General features: G+C 63.9%; 13 protein-coding genes and 1 pseudogene. 7 read left to right on the top strand and 7 right to left on the bottom strand.

Annotation, left to right across the window (positions count from 1 at the left end; translation table 11 throughout):
- Positions 1–51 precede the first annotated feature (51 nt).
- The 3 genes from PCO31010_RS00225 to PCO31010_RS00215 all read right to left on the bottom strand — a co-directional run bounded on the left by PCO31010_RS00225 (position 52) and on the right by PCO31010_RS00215 (position 3,493).
- Positions 52–1,686, bottom strand: a complete 1,635-nt coding sequence (locus PCO31010_RS00225; protein ID WP_150662470.1) for a formate dehydrogenase beta subunit — start codon at positions 1,684–1,686, stop codon at positions 52–54.
- Complete coding sequence (locus PCO31010_RS00220) at positions 1,679–2,161, bottom strand: NAD(P)H-dependent oxidoreductase subunit E (RefSeq protein WP_150662469.1); 483 nt, start codon at positions 2,159–2,161, stop codon at positions 1,679–1,681. The genes PCO31010_RS00225 and PCO31010_RS00220 overlap by 8 nt, the downstream gene beginning before the upstream one ends.
- 258 nt (positions 2,162–2,419) lie before the next feature.
- Positions 2,420–3,493: a substrate-binding domain-containing protein gene (locus PCO31010_RS00215; protein WP_150662468.1), complete on the bottom strand. Its 1,074-nt coding sequence runs from the start codon at positions 3,491–3,493 to the stop codon at positions 2,420–2,422.
- Positions 3,494–3,728: 235 nt separating this feature from the next.
- Here PCO31010_RS00215 and PCO31010_RS00210 point away from each other — a divergent pair.
- The 7 genes and pseudogenes from PCO31010_RS00210 (at position 3,729) to PCO31010_RS00180 (ending at position 12,380) form a co-directional block, all read left to right on the top strand.
- A pseudogene (locus PCO31010_RS00210) lies at positions 3,729–6,042 on the top strand (FdhF/YdeP family oxidoreductase).
- Positions 6,035–6,322, top strand: coding sequence for a helix-turn-helix domain-containing protein (locus tag PCO31010_RS00205; protein ID WP_246184364.1), 288 nt, complete (start codon positions 6,035–6,037; stop codon positions 6,320–6,322). Before PCO31010_RS00210 ends, PCO31010_RS00205 begins: the two are co-directional and overlap by 8 nt.
- A 252-nt stretch (positions 6,323–6,574) precedes the next feature.
- Positions 6,575–7,627: a fatty acid desaturase family protein gene (locus tag PCO31010_RS00200; RefSeq protein ID WP_174984121.1), complete on the top strand. Its 1,053-nt coding sequence runs from the start codon at positions 6,575–6,577 to the stop codon at positions 7,625–7,627.
- Between the two features lie 335 nt (positions 7,628–7,962).
- Positions 7,963–8,241, top strand: a complete 279-nt coding sequence (locus tag PCO31010_RS00195; RefSeq protein WP_150662466.1) for a hypothetical protein — start codon at positions 7,963–7,965, stop codon at positions 8,239–8,241.
- Entirely contained in the window at positions 8,231–8,485 is a 255-nt protein-coding gene (locus PCO31010_RS00190; protein ID WP_150573939.1) for a hypothetical protein, read from the top strand. Before PCO31010_RS00195 ends, PCO31010_RS00190 begins: the two co-directional genes overlap by 11 nt.
- A gap of 10 nt (positions 8,486–8,495) precedes the next feature.
- A complete protein-coding gene (locus PCO31010_RS00185) occupies positions 8,496–10,076 on the top strand; it encodes a PepSY-associated TM helix domain-containing protein (protein ID WP_174984119.1) in 1,581 nt (526 codons plus the stop codon).
- Between the two features lie 60 nt (positions 10,077–10,136).
- Positions 10,137–12,380: a TonB-dependent siderophore receptor gene (locus PCO31010_RS00180; protein WP_150662464.1), complete on the top strand. Its 2,244-nt coding sequence runs from the start codon at positions 10,137–10,139 to the stop codon at positions 12,378–12,380.
- A gap of 128 nt (positions 12,381–12,508) precedes the next feature.
- Here the strand turns inward: PCO31010_RS00180 and PCO31010_RS00175 are convergent, their stop codons facing one another.
- The 4 genes from PCO31010_RS00175 to pelF all read right to left on the bottom strand — a co-directional run bounded on the left by PCO31010_RS00175 (position 12,509) and on the right by pelF (position 17,860).
- Complete coding sequence (locus PCO31010_RS00175) at positions 12,509–13,279, bottom strand: ferredoxin--NADP reductase (protein ID WP_150662463.1); 771 nt, start codon at positions 13,277–13,279, stop codon at positions 12,509–12,511.
- A 276-nt stretch (positions 13,280–13,555) separates the two neighbouring features.
- Positions 13,556–14,578: a UDP-glucose 4-epimerase GalE gene (gene galE, locus PCO31010_RS00170; protein ID WP_150662462.1), complete on the bottom strand. Its 1,023-nt coding sequence runs from the start codon at positions 14,576–14,578 to the stop codon at positions 13,556–13,558.
- A 139-nt stretch (positions 14,579–14,717) separates the two neighbouring features.
- Complete coding sequence (pelG, locus tag PCO31010_RS00165) at positions 14,718–16,094, bottom strand: exopolysaccharide Pel transporter PelG (protein ID WP_150662461.1); 1,377 nt, start codon at positions 16,092–16,094, stop codon at positions 14,718–14,720.
- Positions 16,094–17,860: a GT4 family glycosyltransferase PelF gene (pelF, locus tag PCO31010_RS00160; RefSeq protein ID WP_425494991.1), complete on the bottom strand. Its 1,767-nt coding sequence runs from the start codon at positions 17,858–17,860 to the stop codon at positions 16,094–16,096. The genes pelG and pelF overlap by 1 nt, the downstream gene beginning before the upstream one ends.
- Positions 17,861–17,865: the final 5 nt, after the last annotated feature.

Genomic DNA, 17,865 nt, shown 5'->3' with positions numbered 1-17,865 from the left:
TCCCATTCAGACGTGCAGGCTTTGGACGTTGAAGTCTTAGATGTGAATACATCAAGCAGCTTCGGCGCATCCGGCGCCGTCGGGCAGACCGAAGTCCGCTGGGAAATGTTCAAGCGCAGAGCGCACGGGGAACGGCGTCATGCCGCCCATCGCGCAGAGCGAGCCGGACACCATCGTGTCGCAGAGGTCGTGCAGCAACTGCACCTGACGCGTGGACGTGTCCCCACGCCGGATCCGCTCGATCACCTCGACACCACGCGTCGACCCGATCCGGCACGGCGTGCATTTGCCGCACGATTCGAGCGCGCAGAATTCCATTGCGTAGCTCGCCAGTCCGGCCATGTCGGCGGTGTCGTCGTGAACCACGACACCGCCGTGCCCCACCACAGCGCCTAACGCCGCGTAGGCCTCGTAGTCCATCGGCACATCCCATTGCGCCTCCGGCAAATAGGCGCCGAGCGGCCCACCGACCTGGATGGCCTTCGCAGGACGCCCGCTCGCCGTACCACCACCGAAGTCGTCGAGCAGCGTGCGCAACGTCACACCGAATGCCAGCTCCACCAGCCCGCCGCGACGGATGTTGCCCGCCAGTTGCACCGGCAGCGTGCCCTGCGACCGGCCCATGCCGTACTCACGATAGGCCTGCGCCCCATGTGCAAAGATGTACGGCACGCTCGCCAGCGTGATTACGTTGTTGATGAGTGTGGGTTTCCCGAAAAGACCGGACAGCGCGGGAATCGGCGGCTTGGCACGCACCACGCCGCGCTTGCCTTCAAGGCTTTCGAGCAGCGCCGTTTCCTCGCCGCAGATATAAGCGCCAGCGGCCCTCGCCACGCGCAATTCGCAGGCGCGCCCGGAACCGAGGACATCCGGCCCGAGCCAGCCCTCACGACGTGCCACAGCCATCGCCGCCTCCAGCGCCGCGATTGCGTGGGGATATTCGCTGCGCACGTAGACGATGCCTTCGCTCGCGCCCACGCTCAGCGCTGCAATCACCATCCCTTCGATGAGCACGAACGGATCGCTTTCCATGATGAGGCGGTCGGCGAACGTACCGGAGTCGCCTTCGTCTGCATTGCAGACGACGTACTTCTGCGCGGATTCCGCACGACTTACCGTGCGCCACTTGATGCCTGCCGGGAATGCCGCACCACCGCGTCCGCGTAGTCCTGAGTCGAGCACCGTCTCACAGGCGGCCTCCGCGTCGAGCGCGAGACAGGCGCGAAGCCCAGCGAGGCCACCGTGCGTCAGATAGTCAGCCGGGTCCAGCGGATCGGTCACACCCACGCGAGCGAACGTCAATCGTTGCTGACGCGCCAGATACGGAATCGTCTCTACCTGCCCCACACAGGCGGGCATGGCGGCATCCCAGCTTCCGTCGGGATCCGCTGACGAGACGTCGCGCTCAGCGTCCTTCGCTGCGCACGCGGGCCAACCGCTGTCGAACAGGGCTGCGACCTGCGACGGCTGCACGTTGCTGTATCCCACACGCCCCGCAGGCGTCGCCACCTCGACGAGCGGCTCCAGCCAGAACAGGCCCCGCGAACCATTACGAACGATATCGATAGCAACGCCACGCCGGGTCGCCTCGGCGGCCACCGCCGCCGCAACCCTGTCAGCACCGAGCGCAAGCGCGGCAGAGTCACGCGGAATGTAGATGCGGAAAGACTTCGACGCCTCAGTCATGACGACCCTCCTTGCTGACGACGGCATCGGCGAGCAGCGCGTCGAAGCGCGCCGGACTGACACGCGCATGCAATTCGCCGTTGATCGTCACGGCAGGCGACAACGCACATTGACCAAGGCAGTAGACCGATTCGACGCCCACGCCATTGCATGCGTCGCCATCGATGTGCGCACCGGTACAGGCTTCGACATGGGCGACGAGCGCTTCCCCGTCGCGACTGCGACAAGCCTCTGCACGGCAGACCTGTACGACAGTCGACGGGGGCGGCGCGCTGCGAAAGTGGTGATAGAAGGTGATGACGCCGTGGACTTCTGCGCGCGAGAGATTCAGCGCGGCAGCGATGGCAGGCACGTGGGCGGGATCGACGTAGCCGTCGGCGTCTTGCAAGGCATGCAGCAGCGGCAACAACTCGTGTGCGCGGCCGGCGTGGCGAGCCAGCAGCGGCGCGAGCGTCGCATGAGGTGTGGGCACCATCTCGAATTGTCTCCTGGGGCAAGACCGCGTTTCATATGTTCTTAATTGCATATGATGACGACAGATCTTTTGGGGGCTCAGTCCTTATGACAGTAGACCAAACGCCCCGTCCCAACAAGCCTCGTGCAAATACCGATACCCTCGCACGACCGTTCGCGCTGCATAGCAACATGATGCAGACATCCAGCCCATGCGGGCCGGGCGTCGGTCATTGAAAAACGTCCCGCATTACATATGCATGCGATTACATATGAAACATCACCCTAGCGACGGGAATGCCTCGGACAACGACGTCACTCGCCCCGTCGCCCCTTCGCTGTAGCCGGGGATGGCGTGAACGGTCTGCCGGTATTCGCCACTCTGGAGAATCTCAAGCAAAGCCTGAAGATGCGGGGACTCGCTGCCACTCTCCGGGAACATCAGGCAGTAACGCTCCGTGAGGATCGGGATGAAATCGAGGCCGAACTGACTCGCGGCGGCTTCGATGGCGAGGCCCGCGTCGGCGCGTCCGCTGGCGATATACGCAGCAACGGCGGCGTGCGTGAATTCGATGTTCTCTGCACCGGCCACCGTGGTGGGATCGATGCCGTCCTGCGCCAGCAGCAGGTCGTAAATGATGCGCGTGCCGGACCCGCGCTCGCGGTTCGCGAAGCGCGCGCCCGTGCGCGGCAGATCGGCCAGCGTCCGGATGCCGAGCGGGTTGCCGCGCGCCACGAGCAGACCGAGACGCCGCGACGCCACGTCCGCCACACGATACGACTTCCCCTTCAGTAGCGGCATGTACTGATCGAGCACCGGCTCGGCGAGCGCGCCAATCGGCACGTGAAAGCTCGCAACTTCGCATTCATGCTTGGCCAGCGCGGCAATCGCTTCAATGCTGCCGCGATAGCTGACGTCGATGGGCAAACCGGCGCGTCCCGCGAAATCGACCAGCGCCGCCACCGCCAGGCCGTGACTCGCGAAGAGCCGCAACTGGTCGGTTTCCTGAAGCAGCAAATCGTCGAGTTCGGTCTGCAATTCCGACGCCATCGTCTCCAGCAACGGCCCGAGCCGCGCCTGCAAGCGCTTCTGCCCCCAGAGCAATCGCTGCGCGAGCGGCGTAAGGACAGCGCCGCGCCCGCGCGCCATTGTGAGCAACGGCGCCCCCATCAGCGACTCCACTTCCTTCACGTGCCCCCATGCGCCACGGTACGACTGCCCCAGCACCTGGCTGGCGGCCTGCAGGTTGCCGTGCGCCTGCACTTCCGTGAGCAGCGACAACACCTTGTCGAGCGGCAGGTCGTTGCCGTCGTGGCGAAAACGAAGTTGCGGGGCAATGGAGATACGCTTCATGGGGTTCACCTTATATGCTATTCATTGCATAAATCAATTTATGCAAAATCCTGATAACATGCCTACAAACGTCGATTTAACGGGCATTTCCCGCTCGACATTCGCACGAAGTTACGGGCGCAATGTTTCTCAATTATGCATCAATTTGCCTATTTGACGTCAACCATTTCCTCCGGATATTGCGCTCCCCCGAAGTTGGCGCAATGCGCCGGTCACTCTTGCCCGAACACGCGTCATGTCTGCCCCGAAAATTGCCCCGTACGACCGCCCCGCTGGCGGCTGGGGCGCGCTCAAGAACGTCGCCATCCAACTCGTCACGCAAGGCATCCCGCTCAAAGGCGCGCGAACGCTGCTCAGCGCGAACCAGCCCAGCGGTTTCGATTGCCCCGGCTGCGCCTGGCCGGACCGCGAACACGCGTCGACCTTCGAATTCTGTGAGAACGGTGCGAAGGCCGTCGCCGCCGAGGCGACCAAACGCCGGGTGACGCCCGAGTTCTTCGCCGGACGCACCGTCACCGAGTTGCTCGAACTCGACGACTACACGCTCGAAGGTTACGGCCGTCTCACGCACCCGATGCGCTACGACGCTGCCACCGACCGCTATCTGCCCATCGCCTGGGATGCCGCGTTCGCCATGATCGGCGAGCATCTGCGTGCGTTGCCCGACCCCGATCGGGCGGCGTTCTACACCTCGGGACGCACGAGCAACGAAGCGGCATTCCTCTATCAGCTGTTTGTCCGTCAGTACGGCACGAACAACTTCCCCGATTGCTCGAATATGTGCCACGAGCCGACCAGCGTGGGGTTGCCGCCGGTCGTCGGCCTGGGCAAAGGCACGGTCACACTCGAAGACTTCGAACAGGCCGATACGCTCCTGTTGTTCGGGCAGAACCCGGGCACCAACCATCCTCGCATGCTCGGAGAGTTGCGCGAAGCGGCCAAACGCGGCGCGACCATCGTCTCGATCAACCTGTTGCACGAGCGCGGTCTCGAGCGCTTCGCCGACCCGCAGAGTCCGGGCGAAATGCTGAGCATGGGCGGCACGGCCATCAGCGCTCACTATGTGACGCCAGCGAGCGGCGGCGACTTCGCTTTCGTGAAGGGCGTCATCAAACATGTGCTGGAGAGTGACGCCGAGGCGCGCACCAACGGCGAACCCGCCCTGCTCGACGACGCCTTCATCGCCGAACATACGCACGGCTTCGACGACTTCGCCGCCGACGTGCGCGCCGAGCGCTGGGACGATCTGGAGCGCGCGTGCGGCGTGTCGCAGGCGCAGATGTGCCAGATTGCCGACGTCTATCTGCGCGGCGAGCGGGTCATCGCGACCTGGGGCATGGGCATCACGCAGCATAAGCAGGCGGTGGCAACGATCCAGATGATCGTCAACCTCATGCTCCTGCGAGGCAACATCGGCCGTCCGGGCGCCGGGCTTTGCCCCGTGCGTGGCCATAGCAACGTGCAGGGCGACCGCACCGTTGGCATCAACGAGAAGCCGACGGCTGCGTTCCTCGACCGGATCGGGCAGGTCTTCGACTTCACGCCGCCGCGCCGCGAAGGCCTCGGTGTCGTCGACACGATCTCGGCGATGCTCGCCGGGCAGATCCGGGTCTTCATCGGGCTGGGCGGCAATTTCGCGATGGCTACGCCCGATACGCCACGCACGTGGGAGGGGCTGCGCCAGTGCGACCTGACCGTGCATGTGGCGACGAAACTCAACCGCAGCCATCTGGTGCACGGTCGCGACGCACTGATTCTGCCGTGCCTCGGCCGCACGGAAATCGACATGCAGAACGGTGCGGTTGCAAGGCGTGACCGTCGAAGATTCGATGAGCATGGTGCACCTCTCGTACGGCATCAACACCCCGGCGTCGGAGCATCTGCGCTCGGAGCCCGCGATTGTCGCGGGCATGGCGCAGGCGACAATGGGCCGCGCCGTCGGCGGCCATGACGACTGGCACTGGTACACCGAAGACTACGACCGCATTCGCGACGCCATTGCCGCCACGTTCGACGACTTTGCCGAATTCAACCGTCGCGTGCGTCATCCGGGCGGCTTCCGCCTGCCGGTGCCGCCGTCGGAACGCCAATGGCTTACCGCCAACGGACGTGCCAACTTCACCACGCACCCGCTACCCGTCGAGTTGCCCATCGACGTCGCCCGCAAACAGGCGGGAAATCGCGGCGCAGAGGTGCTGCAACTCGCCACCATCCGATCGCACGATCAGTACAACACCACGATCTACGGGCTGAACGACCGGTATCGCGGCGTGTTCGGGCAGCGTCGCGTCGTCTTCGCGAACATCGAGGATCTGGATGCGCTCGGTCTGCGCGCAGGCGAGCGCATCGACCTCGTCGGCGTGTGGAACGACGGCATCGCCCGTCGCGCCGACGACTTCCTGCTGGTCGCTTACGACATTCCGCGCGGCAGCATCGCCGCGTACTACCCGGAGACGAACGGTCTCGTACCGCTCGACGCCGTTGCCGACGGCGCAGGCACCCCGACCTCCAAGTCTGTTCCGGTATTGCTGGAGCGCCGCCTTGGCTGACCTCCCCACCGCCGCCGACGGTGAACTGGCGCAGGCGGAGCAAGAACTCGTCCGTCTGCTGCAAACGCTCGCCGACGGGCGTCGCGAAGGCCGCGAGTCGATGTCGCTCGCGCGTCTTGCCAAGCGCAGCGCATTGCCCATGAGCACGTTGCTGCGCTACCTCAGCGTGCTCACGGAGGCCGGATGGGTCTCGCTCGAAGACGGCGAGCGCGGCCTGCAACTTGCCCGACTGACGGCGGCCGGGGCCGAGCAGCTGGATAGCCTTGGCAGTCCTCAGTAACGTCTCAGTATCGTGCCCGTCCGTTGAAAAAACGACCGCGTATGACGGAAATGCGACGAAAGTAAGGCGCTGCAATACGACTGACATATTTCCATCCCGGCGCCCGACATACACTCTCGTCGCTACGGGGCGGGTCACCGCCCCGGGCGCTTACGTTGCCCGATGCGACCCGCGTGATCCATGCGATCCATGCGATCGATTCGACATCGGCGACGTCAGGCCACGTCATGTCCGCCATGCCCCGGAGACTTCATGGAGAACGTCGTTGCGCGCCCGGTCGAGATCGACGCCGCTACGCCCTGTGTCAGCGCCACCGTCGAGAGCGTCGCGACGCCCTCGCCCGCGCTATGGCGTCACGCCAGACCGTCGCGCTGGAACCCTGCACTGATCGGCCTGACGACGCTCGCCGGACTTTGGCAGTGGCTGGGGCTGGGATGGGCGCTGCGCCATTGGGGTGAAATGGCGTTGCTGACGCTGCTGCCCGTGCTACTGCTCACGCCGATGCACTGGGGGCTGATCCACGAGTCCATCCACGGCCAGTTGCGCCTCAAGCCGCGCGCCAACGAACGCACCGGCCGCTCGCTCTCCCTTTTGCTCGGACTGCCCTTCGAGATCATGCGATTCGGGCATCTGATGCATCACCGATTCACGCGCCAGCCCTACGAACGCCCCGACATCTCCAACCTGCCCGCCGATGCCTCGTTCGCTGCGCGTGCCAAACGCTGGCTCGGCTATCAGTCGCGCCTGCTCGGCGGCATGTGGTTCACGGAACTGCTCGCACCGCTCATCGCCTGGCTGCCGGTCAAGCGCCTGCCCGCGCTGGCCGTAAGTGCACTGGGTGCCGATCCGCAGGACGACGATGTGCGTCGTCGTGTGGTGATGTTCGCGTCCGATCCGGTGCGACGCCGCCGTATTCAGCGCGATTTCCTCCTGATGCTCCTCGCACTCGGTGCGGCGGTGTGTACGTACGGTCGCTGGTGGCCCGTGTTCGCGGTGACGTTCGTCGCGCGCGGCATCTGGCTATCCATCGCGGATAACCTGCCGCATTACGGCGTGGCGATGGACGAACCCGCACGCTCGCGCAACTTCCGTTCGCCCGCTTGGGGGCGTCTTCTCATGCTCAATCACCATCTGCACCGCGTTCACCATCAGTACCCCACTGCGCCCTGGCACCTGCTGCCGGAAATCAACGCCGCGCAACCTTCATCCGGCCCCGTCATTCCTTACTGGCGGGCCATCCTTCGCCAGTTCCGCGGACCGTTGCCAGCCAGTAGCCTGACGGCCAACGTCCCGGCCGCGCATTAGCGCCTTCGCACCTCAACGACAACGACGCCCCGTGCGTCGTTGTCTGCGCGCCACGCAAGACACACCGTCTACTGTGGATTTCGGACCGATTCTTTCAGGATTTGTCCGAATCATGATATAAATGCGAATCGTTTTCGTTAACGTTTACATCATCATTCCACTGAATGCTTGATCGTAACGAGCGACCGACACCGTCTGTGGATTTGCGCTGCCAGCCACGTCGCCTCAGGGCGGCGTTTTCGTTTCCGTTGGCGCAGCGTGATAGCAGACGCAAGACGCTCGGCTTGACGTTTGCATTCCCGCTTTTTGCGCTCACTTATCAGTCACTCGCGAGCATGTTGATTGCATTGGCCATTGCACTGGCATGGTTGACAGGCGCTGCCTGCTACCTCACTTCGGAACACCAGCGATTGCGCGCGCAACGTCTGGCGGCACAGCCCGCGCGCGCGATAGCCCTGGTCGCGGCGATCGCGAGCCTCGTGTGTTGGTGGATGGCCGCTGGCCCGTCGGCCGGTATCGCGTCCGCGTTCATGTCGCTGTGCTTTGGCCTGCTGTTCTGGCCGTATGCGGCGGGCGGCTGGCACTGGCTGCGCGGAGACGCTCATGTGGAGTAGAACCTTCGCGGGCCTTGTGCTCGGCTTCTTCGCGGCCATCGCCTTGTGCGGTGCCATCGCCTATATGACACCGGCTGGCTGGCAAACCGCCGCGATCCCCGTCATCGCCCTCTTCCCGCTTGTATGGCTGGGCCTGTTCGCCGTCGTCTATGCGAGCCGCACGGCGGCGCGCGCATGGATCGGCATTGGCGCGACCACTGTCGTCGCGTGGGCTGCGCTGCTGTTGGCGCGCACTGTCTGGTAAGGATCGCTCGATGCGCGCCCAAACCCTTCGTCAATATCTGAGTGTCCATACGTGGGCCGGCATCGTGGCCGGTTTCGCGTTGTTCGTCGCCATGCTCGGCGGCGCGCTGACCGTCTTTCATCACGAAATCGAACGCTGGGAGCAACCGGCGACGCGTCACGCACCGCTCTCGCTCGCGCAGACGGAGCAACTCGCCGAGATGGTCCGCGTGCAGTACCCTGCCGCCCGCGAGCAAATGGGTGTGGTGCTGCCCAGCCATTCGCCCATGCCTTTCGCTTACTGGCAACAGCCCGACGGGGAATGGATGCAGGCGCGACTGCGTCTGAATGCGGACGGCACCGCATCGTCGCTCATCACGGGCGATGCGCGCCCCGGTCTGTCGAACACGGTCAATTCGCTGCATTACTCGCTCTCGATCCCGACCTACGGCTTGTACCTGATGGGCGTGGTGTCGCTGTTCTACGGCATGGCGCTGATTTCCGGCGTGATCGTGCACCTGCCGCGCGTGACGCGCGACATCTTCGCGCTGCGCCCGGGACGCAATCTGAAGCGCTTCTGGCAAGACGCGCACAACGCCATCGGCGTACTGAGCTTGCCGTTTCATATCGTCTTTGCGTTGACGGGTGCGCTGCTGTGCCTGAGCCTGCCGCTGATGATGGCGTTCAACGTGCTGACGTTCGAGAACAAGCTCGCCCCGCAGTTCTTGCAGATGACGGGCGCCGTGCCTGCCAAAATCGCACCGGTCGACGGCAAGCCGCTCGACCTTCAGGCAGTGCTGGCGCGCGCCGAACACGCAGCCCCCGATCTGGAGACGACGGCCGTTGCATGGTCGCGCTACGGCAAGCCGGACGCCGTGGCCGAAGTCTATGGCGAGGCGAACGACTCGCTGGGCGTCTTCGGTGCAGTGGCGGTCCGTCTGAACGACGGCGAGATCGTCGGCCAGCACAGCCCCGGCGTGCGCGACACGAATCATGCCGTACTCAGCATGATCTATGGCGCGCACTTCGGAAATTTCGCGGGCGACGTCATGCGCTGGGTGTATTTCATCCTCGGCCTGATGGGTGCCTTGCTGGTGTATAGCGGCAATCTGCTCTGGCTCGAATCGCGCCGCAAGCGCAATGCGGCCATTCAGCCCGCCAACCTGCGATGGATGGCGAAGGCAACGGCTGGTGTATTCCTTGGCACGTGCCTCGGCATCGCTGTGGCGTTTGTCGCTGCCGTGGTCGCGCCGAATGCCACGTCGCTGTCGATCTTTGTCGTCACGATCGTGCTATCGATGCTCTTCGCCGCGCTGAGCCCGCCTGCGGTGGCCGCGACCGGATTGCTCGTGGCGACTGCGCTCGCCTGCCTCGCAATTCCCGCCGTCGATGCGATGTTCACGCCCGACAATCTCGTGCGGACGCTCGCCAATGGCGACTGGGTGCTCGCGGGCGTCGATCTTATCGCCCTCGCCGGTGCCGCAATCTTCGCGTTGTTCGCGCGTGCGACTTGGCGTCGTGCACGACTCGGCGATCCGAACAGCGTCTGGGCACGCCCGACTGCGACAGCCCAAACCACGGCACAAGTCATGCCGCAAACGCCCCACAAATAAAAGATCGATTCACGACGGACGCGCTGGCACACGGCGCGTCAACTACAGGGAGATGTACCGATGTTGCAACACCGCCCGCTCGCAGGGCGCGGATTCGCTCGTCCTCGCGCCGCGCACGACCTGACGCCTCACCACGTTCCCGCCCCCTCGCCCATCACACGCGCCATCGCGGGCGTGTTCGCGATCTGCGCCGCATCGTTGACCTTCGTGTCCGGCACGGCTTACGCGCAACAAGCGCCGCAGGCTTCGCAAGCGTCGGACGGGCAACCCGCAGCGAAAGACACGGCGGCGTTGCCCACGACGACCGTGTCGAGCAATCGCGATGAAGACGTCAAGGTCGAGCGGGTAACGAGCGGCGCACTCGGCACGCGACGTGCCGTGAACACGCCGTTCTCGGTCGTCGGCGTGAACAGCGAGCAGATCAAGAATCAAATGGCGCAGACGGCGACGGATGCCTTCAAGTGGGACCCGGCCGTCACCACGCTCTCGGAAAACAAGCGCAACGAAAACTCGTACTTTGCGGTGCGCGGTATGCGCGTCGACATGCTCGACGGCACCAAGATCGACGGTCAGAACTTCGTCTCGTGGCAGGCCGACATTCCGCTCGAACCGTTCGAACAGGTCGAGCTGCTTAAGGGGCTGTCCGGCTTCATGTACGGGTTCGGTGCGCCGGGCGGCATCGTCAACTACGTGTTGAAGCGCCCCACGGACGAGCCGCTGCGTCAGTTCTCGGTCGGCTACGAAGCCAACAACGTGTGGAGCCAGAAGCTCGATCTGGGCGGACGCTTCGGCCCCGACAACCGCTTCGGCTATCGCCTGAACCTCGTCAACGAGGAAGGCAACACCGCCGAGCCGAACAATCACGTGCGTCGCAAGACGATCTCGTTCGCGACCGACTTCCGCATCACCCCCGATCTGACGTGGTCGGCCGACATCGCCTACTGGAAGCGTCAGACGACAGGCACGCTGTTCGGCATGAGCTTCGGCGGCGCGACCGCAGTCCCCGACGCCAACAAGGTCGCACGCAATCTCGCCCAACCGTTCACGTACTACGAAACCGATGCGCTGACGGCAGGCACTGCCCTCGACTACCGCATCAACGATCAGTGGAAGGCGAACTTCAAGTATCGCTTCGCCCGTCAGAATCGTCTGAACGGCGACAGTTTCCTCTACGTGATGAACTCGGCCGGTGACTACAGCGACACGCAGTACAAGTGGAAGACGGCGTACTACTACCAGGCGTGGGACGCCATGGTCGAAGGCAAGTTTGCGACCGGTCCGTTCAAGCACAACGTGGTGTTCGGTGTGTCTTACCAAACGCAGGTGAAGCTCAACGACAACGGTCTGGGCGGTAACGGCATTTCGCTCGGCACGAGCAACATCTACAACCCGTCGCTGCTGCCGAATCAGGACATCGGCATGGATTACCAGCCGTATCGCAGCGAAAAGATCTCGCAACGCGCGATTTTCGCGAGCGACACCGTCGACATCACGTCGCGCATTTCGGCACTGGTCGGCCTGCGCTACACGCAGTTCAACGACGACCTGTACGACATCTATGGGCAAACCGGCACGTCGTACAAAGCCAAGCCCGTCACGCCGACGCTGGCGTTGATGTACAAGACGGACAACGATTCGACCGCTTACGCGAGCTACGTCGAATCGCTGGAACCGGGCGGCTCGGCCTCCATCACCGACAACAACTATCCGACGACCTACGGGCCGCTCAAGAGCAAGCAATACGAAGTGGGCTGGAAGGCGGACAAGCAGTCATGGGGCGCGAATCTGGCGCTGTTCCGTGTCGAGCGCGGCTACGCGTACACGAACGCGTCGAACTTTTTCGTGCAGGACGGCACGCAGCGCTTCCAGGGGCTCGACGCCAGCGGCTGGGTGCGTCTGGCGCGTGACTGGCGTGTGATGGGCGGCGTGCTGCTGCTCAACACGAAGGCCGTGAACGTCGACGATCCGAACGTCGCAGGTAAGCGCATCTTTGCGGCACCCCGCTATGTCGTGACCGGTCGTGTCGAGTACGACACGCCGATCGTGCGCGGCCTGACCGTGGCGGCGGGCGTGAAGGTGACCGGACAGCAGGAAGTCGACGCCGCCAACACGTTGTCGATTCCGGCATTCACGACAATCGACGTGTCAGCCAAGTACGCCACGCGTGTGGCCGGTAAGTCCGTGGTGTTGCGTGCCGCCATCAACAACCTGACGGACAAGCATTACTGGACGACCACGTACAACGGGTTCGTGCTGCCCGGCTCGACCCTCACGTTCCTCGCCAGCGCCACGATGGACTTCTGATCCATGGCGAAGAGGTTCGTGGAATGAAAAAAGGCCGCTCAATGAGCGGCCCTTCTTTGGGCGACGGGATGACTGGCGATGGCTAACGCTACGCCCAGCCCATCCCGATTGCCTGCTGCAATCGTCGATTAACCGACGAAGGCGCGCTCGACCAGATAATGCCCCGGCGCGTGGTTGTGACCTTCCACGAAACCGCGCTTTTCGAGCAGCTCGCGGGTGTCCTTGAGCATGGCCGGGCTGCCGCACAGCATGACGCGGTCGTTTTCGGGCGAAAACTCCGGCAGACCGATGTCCGAGAAGATCTTGCCCGACTCGACCAGCTCCGTAATACGGCCCTGGTTTTCGAACTCTTCACGCGTCACCGTCGGGTAGTAGATCAGCTTGTCGCGGATATACTCGCCCAGATACTCGTGCTCCGGCAGATGCTGGGTAATCAGATCGCGGTAGGCCAGCTCGCTGGTGAAGCGGCAGCCGTGCACCAGAATGATGTGCTCGTAGCGATCGTAGACTTCCGGGTCACGGATGATGCTCATGAACGGCGCGAGGCCCGTGCCCGTCGAGAGCAGATACAGGTTCTTGCCCGGCAGGAGGTTGTCGTCGATGAGCGTGCCCGTCGGCTTGCGGCCAACGATCACCTTGTCGCCCGGCTTGATGTTTTGCAGGCGCGAGGTGAGCGGACCGTCCTGCACCTTGATGCTCAGGAACTCCAGCTCTTCCTCGTAATTGGCGCTCGCCATGCTATAGGCGCGCAGCAGCGGCTTGCCATCCACTTCCAGGCCGATCATCGTGAACTGGCCATTGACGTAACGGAACGAAGCGTCGCGAGTGGTCTTGAAGCTGAACAACGTGTCGGTCCAGTGGTGGACTTCCAGCACGGTCTGTTGATTCTGAATGCTCATATTGACTTGACGTTTAACGGAGGCGGCGGCACAGCGCTTCGGCACGGCTGCACGGGTGATTGCCCCACACAGCCAGACTTGCCGGAATCACGCTTTCGCAGGCCATCCTTGACGGCCCTGATGCCCGAACTCCAGGCGCATCAGGTGTACGCACTATCGGTTATGGACGGGAAAACCCGACTATTTTACCCCAATTGGGAATTGCTTTCATTTGTCCCCAACGTCATTTAAGACATATCCATATGCCTGAGAGGCATATCGCACGGGGCTGCCCGATCAGCGATAGCCGTTCGGGTTTAGATGTTGCCAGCGCCAGTGGTCGGCGCACATGCGCGCAAGATCGTACTCGGTGCGCCAGCCCAGCAGTGCCTGCGCCCGCGCCGGATTGGCGTAGGACACGCCGATATCGCCCGAGCGGCGCTCGACGATCTGGAACGGCACCTCACGGCCGCTGGCGGCCTCGAAGGCGTGCACGACTTCCAGCACGCTGCGCCCTTCCCCCGTGCCAAGATTGACGGTGAACCCGGCGTCGAGCTTGCTCAGCCCGGCCAGCGCCGCCAGATGGCCGCGCGCCAGATCCACGACGTGGATGTAATCGCGGATACCGGTGCCGTCCGGCGTGGGCCAATCGCCCCCGTAGACCTTGAGGACCGGCTGCTTGCCAACGGCGACCTGCGCCACGAACGGCATCAGATTATTGGGCGTGCCGCCCGGATCTTCGCCGATCAGCCCGCTTTCGTGCGCGCCCACCGGGTTGAAGTACCGCAACACGCCGATACGCCAGCGCGGATCCGAATTGGCCGTGTCGGTCAGCATCTGTTCGGCCATCAGCTTGGTATGGCCGTACGGATTGGCCGTGGACAGTGCCGCCGTCTCCTCGACCGGGACGGACACCTGATTGCCGTACACCGCCGCCGACGAGCTGAACACCAGATGTCGCACGTCGTGACGGTCCATCGTCTCGATGAGCGTCAGCAGGCTGCCGAGGTTGTTCTTGTAGTACAGGAAAGGCTTCTGAAGCGACTCGCCGATGGACTTGAGTGCTGCGAAGTGAATCACGCCGTCGATGCGGTGACGGGTGAATACGTCTTCCATGCCCCCCGCCGAGCAGGCATCGCCCTCGACGAGCACGGGCGCACGCCCGGCAATGCGTTCGATGCGCGCCACGGCGTCGCGGTGGCTGTTGCACAGGTTATCGAGAATGACGACGTCGTAGCCCGCCGTCAGAAGCTCGACACACGTATGCGAGCCGATGTAACCGGCGCCGCCGGTAACGAGAATGGTGCCCAGATGGTTCATGAAGATGCCTTGGCAACGCCCGTGTGGCGTGGCCGATTCGCACAAATGTGCACGACGATTGCAATCGCGAGACCCGGCATCTTACTCCAGCCGTCCGCGCCATGCCACTGATGGGCGATGCGCCGGGCCCCATAGACGCTCAGACGTTCGGCCCCATGTAAGTATCGTATTCGAGCGCCGCGAGTCGGCGCGTCAGCCGATGCGCGCCGAGCGCCAGCACGCACACCAGTGCAAGCGCAAAACCGTAGCCGTACAGCGCGGGCCCGCAGACCAGACTGACCCCGGTGAACAAGGCGTTCAAACACACCAGCAGGGCCGTCAGGATGAGCACGTCGCGACGCCGGTCGAGGTAGAAGAGCACGTTGAGCACGCCGAGCAGGAGAACCTGCATACCGGCTGAGACGACGTCGATACGCAGCAGCGTCTGCCACCCGCCAGGCACACCGACGAGCCGCAGCATATCTTCACCGAACGCGAAGACGAGCAATGTCACGACGGCCTGCACCTTCAGAATTTCGTACAAGCCGGTACGCACAGCACGTACCATCAGCGCCCGCGACGCCGAAATCTGGCGCAGTGTGCCGCCGTGCCGCACCGCGTCGAAAAAGGCCGTGTACGCCTCAGCGAAGTCGGTTTCGATGCGCAGCAGGAACACCGCCATTCCCGGGATCACGCAAAGATAGGACAGGAAGACCGGCAGATCGTAGAGGGGCGCGGCCCGTAGCGGGCCGATCACCGTCATGCCGGTCGCAGGCCACGCCCAGAACATCAGCTTGTCGATCCACACGCCCAGCCCGAAGCAAACGCCGACCCCCACGAGCGAGAGCCGCAGATTGCGCGGCACGAACACCGCCCAGGAAAGCCACGTGGACGTACGATAGTTGCGCGCGACGATGACCGTGAACCCGAGCAGCAGCGCCGTATGACCGATGACGAAGCCGCCCAGCAGGCCCGTCAGACCGAACCGTCCCAGCAGCACGGCGCAGACGACGGTCAGACTGTAGCCCGCGCAGAACACGCCGAGAATCGCCCGGTACTGCTTCACGCTCGTCAGAAACAGGACCACGATCCAGAGGTTGCCCAGCAACACGAAGCCGATCCACATCAGCCAGCGATAGGTCAGCGGCTGGTCGACGAAGAGCGTTTGCGACAGCAAAAGGCCAACGCTACCGAGCACAACTGTCGTGACCAGCGACACGGCGTTGAAGGACGGCATCACTGCCTGCGGCTCTCCGGCGAAAAGCCGGTCGCTCAGGTAACGCGTGAACGCGAGCTGGATCAGCCCGGTCACGATCACGCTCGACGCTATCAGGTACGTCACCGATACCTGAAACTGCGTGAGAACGACCTGCGGATGCACTTGCGCAAGACTCATCAGCCCGACAAGCACCACACCGACCATCGACAACACCAGCGGCCCCGCACTGATGATCCCGGCGTAGCTATAGGCCGCAAACGTGCCCGACAGCGTATCGCTGCGCAGCAGACGCCGAAGTTCGAACCCGATCCCGGCCATCAGCGCTCGCCTCCCGGGGTGCCCGGCGTACCATCTTCGTCCATCCATCTCCGGTACAGCGTGCGATAGGCATCGCGAACGGTGTCGAGGCGATAGTGCCGCTCGACGCGCGCGATACCGGCAACGCTTGCGGCCTGCCATGCCGACGGCTCCATCACGTCGACGATTGCGGCGGCCAGCGCTTCGGGGTCGGCCATCGGCACAATACGCCCCGACCGCCCGAGCGCGCGGTCTTCCGGATCGCCGCCTTCGATCAGTTGACGACATGCACCGACGTCCGTTGCCACTACCGGCACCCCGGCGGCCGCCGCTTCGAGCATCACCAGCGGTAACGCCTCGGACACCGAGGACAGCGCCAGCACGCCGATCTGCGGCAACACCGACTCGACGGCGCGATAGCCCATGAACCTCACCTGATACTCCATCCCCAGACTCGCCGCGAGGTCGCGGCATTCTTGCGCGTAGGCCCGGTCTTCGGTGTCCGGTCCGACGATCCACCCCTGCACGTCGGGCCGCGCCCGGTATGCGATGAAGAGCGCGCGCAGGAAGGTCTTGATGTCCTTGACCGGTACGACGCGCCCGATCAGCGCAACGACGGGCGGGATGTCGTCGTCCGCCACGCCCCCTCCACCTTTGCGGCGTTTCTCCCGAAGCGCCGCAAAGCGCGCGATGTCGACCCCGTTGGCGATGCAGCGCGTCTTGTGCGCAGGCGCGCCATCGCCGATCTGCCGCAGCCGGTTGCCCTCGTAGAGCGACACGATCTCGTTCGCCGTGTCGTAGCAGATCCGCCCGATGGCTTCGAAGAACCGCATCCAGAGATTCTGGAAGTAGCCCACACGCGAGATGTCGCGCTCGAAGGGCCCCCGGTTGTCCCGCAACCACTCGCTTTGCAGCAGATCGAGCTTGCGCTCCTTCGTGTAGCTGCCGTGTTCGGTCACCAGCAGTGCCCGCCCGTTCGCCATGCGCAGCATTGCGCCGAGCAACCCCGCGTAGCCCGTCGACACCGTGTGATACATGCGAGCAGGCGGCAAAGCGTTGGCGATGCGCGCAAGTTGCCAGATCGGACGATGCATCGCGCGAATCGTCCAGAAGTAGTCCGTGAACGACGGGTCATGGCAAAACCTTTCGTAGCGTTCGGTGATGAATTCCCAGGACCGTTCGCTGTGCAGGAACGCCGAGGGCGACAGCGGCTGCCCGTCGCGCAGCAGCGGCAGCAGGTGCTCGAGCATGCTACGCAGGCCATCGACTTTCATGTACCCCGCAACGTCCGCCCCCTCTGCGTTACCCGCGTTACCCGCGTTACCCGCGTTACCCGCATTACCCGCATTACCCGCGTCAGCCGCCCCACCCGACCGGCTCTCGTACCGCTGACGAAACAGATCGTGCATCCGGGCGATGCGGGCAAAAACGTCGGCGTCGCCCGCACTTCTCCGGGATGCGGCGCGCGCGTCCTCGACGTCTGTCGGCGTTGCGGACGAGACGTCGGTCTCGTAAAGGTAATGCGCCTCGAAATGCGTGACGTTCGCGGGCAACGGGTAGACCGGCGCACCGTAATCCTCACGGCGGCTGCCGATGAACACGACGGAGAACGTCAGGTCGGGAAACGCCCGGATCAGTTGGTCGACCCAGGACGATACGCCACCACGCACGTAGGGAAAGGTGCCTTCGAGCAAGAGCGCCACATCTGCCATCGCGGGCGTCGTTGCGATGTCAGCCCCTGTGCGGGACGACGGTTTGGGCGTCGCGTGGAACGTGGACGAAGCCATGGGCG

Source organism: Pandoraea commovens, from assembly GCF_902459615.1.
Taxonomy (GTDB): domain Bacteria; phylum Pseudomonadota; class Gammaproteobacteria; order Burkholderiales; family Burkholderiaceae; genus Pandoraea; species Pandoraea commovens.
Note: the sequence above shows the minus strand (reverse complement) of the source record. Positions and strands in the feature narration are given on the sequence as shown.

Bases quoted from the DNA above. Each gene is read 5' to 3' on its own strand.
- PCO31010_RS00220 (WP_150662469.1), bottom strand. From the start codon at position 2,161: ATGGTGCCCACACCTCATGCGACGCTCGCGCCGCTGCTGGCTCGCCAC.
- PCO31010_RS00200 (WP_174984121.1), top strand. From the start codon at position 6,575: ATGGAGAACGTCGTTGCGCGCCCGGTCGAGATCGACGCCGCTACGCCC.
- PCO31010_RS00225 (WP_150662470.1), bottom strand. From the start codon at position 1,686: ATGACTGAGGCGTCGAAGTCTTTCCGCATCTACATTCCGCGTGACTCT.
- PCO31010_RS00195 (WP_150662466.1), top strand. From the start codon at position 7,963: ATGTTGATTGCATTGGCCATTGCACTGGCATGGTTGACAGGCGCTGCC.
- PCO31010_RS00175 (WP_150662463.1), bottom strand. From the start codon at position 13,279: ATGAGCATTCAGAATCAACAGACCGTGCTGGAAGTCCACCACTGGACC.
- PCO31010_RS00215 (WP_150662468.1), bottom strand. From the start codon at position 3,493: ATGAAGCGTATCTCCATTGCCCCGCAACTTCGTTTTCGCCACGACGGC.
- PCO31010_RS00180 (WP_150662464.1), top strand. From the start codon at position 10,137: ATGTTGCAACACCGCCCGCTCGCAGGGCGCGGATTCGCTCGTCCTCGC.
- PCO31010_RS00190 (WP_150573939.1), top strand. From the start codon at position 8,231: ATGTGGAGTAGAACCTTCGCGGGCCTTGTGCTCGGCTTCTTCGCGGCC.
- pelG (WP_150662461.1), bottom strand. From the start codon at position 16,094: ATGGCCGGGATCGGGTTCGAACTTCGGCGTCTGCTGCGCAGCGATACG.
- pelF (WP_425494991.1), bottom strand. From the start codon at position 17,860: ATGGCTTCGTCCACGTTCCACGCGACGCCCAAACCGTCGTCCCGCACA.
- galE (WP_150662462.1), bottom strand. From the start codon at position 14,578: ATGAACCATCTGGGCACCATTCTCGTTACCGGCGGCGCCGGTTACATC.
- PCO31010_RS00185 (WP_174984119.1), top strand. From the start codon at position 8,496: ATGCGCGCCCAAACCCTTCGTCAATATCTGAGTGTCCATACGTGGGCC.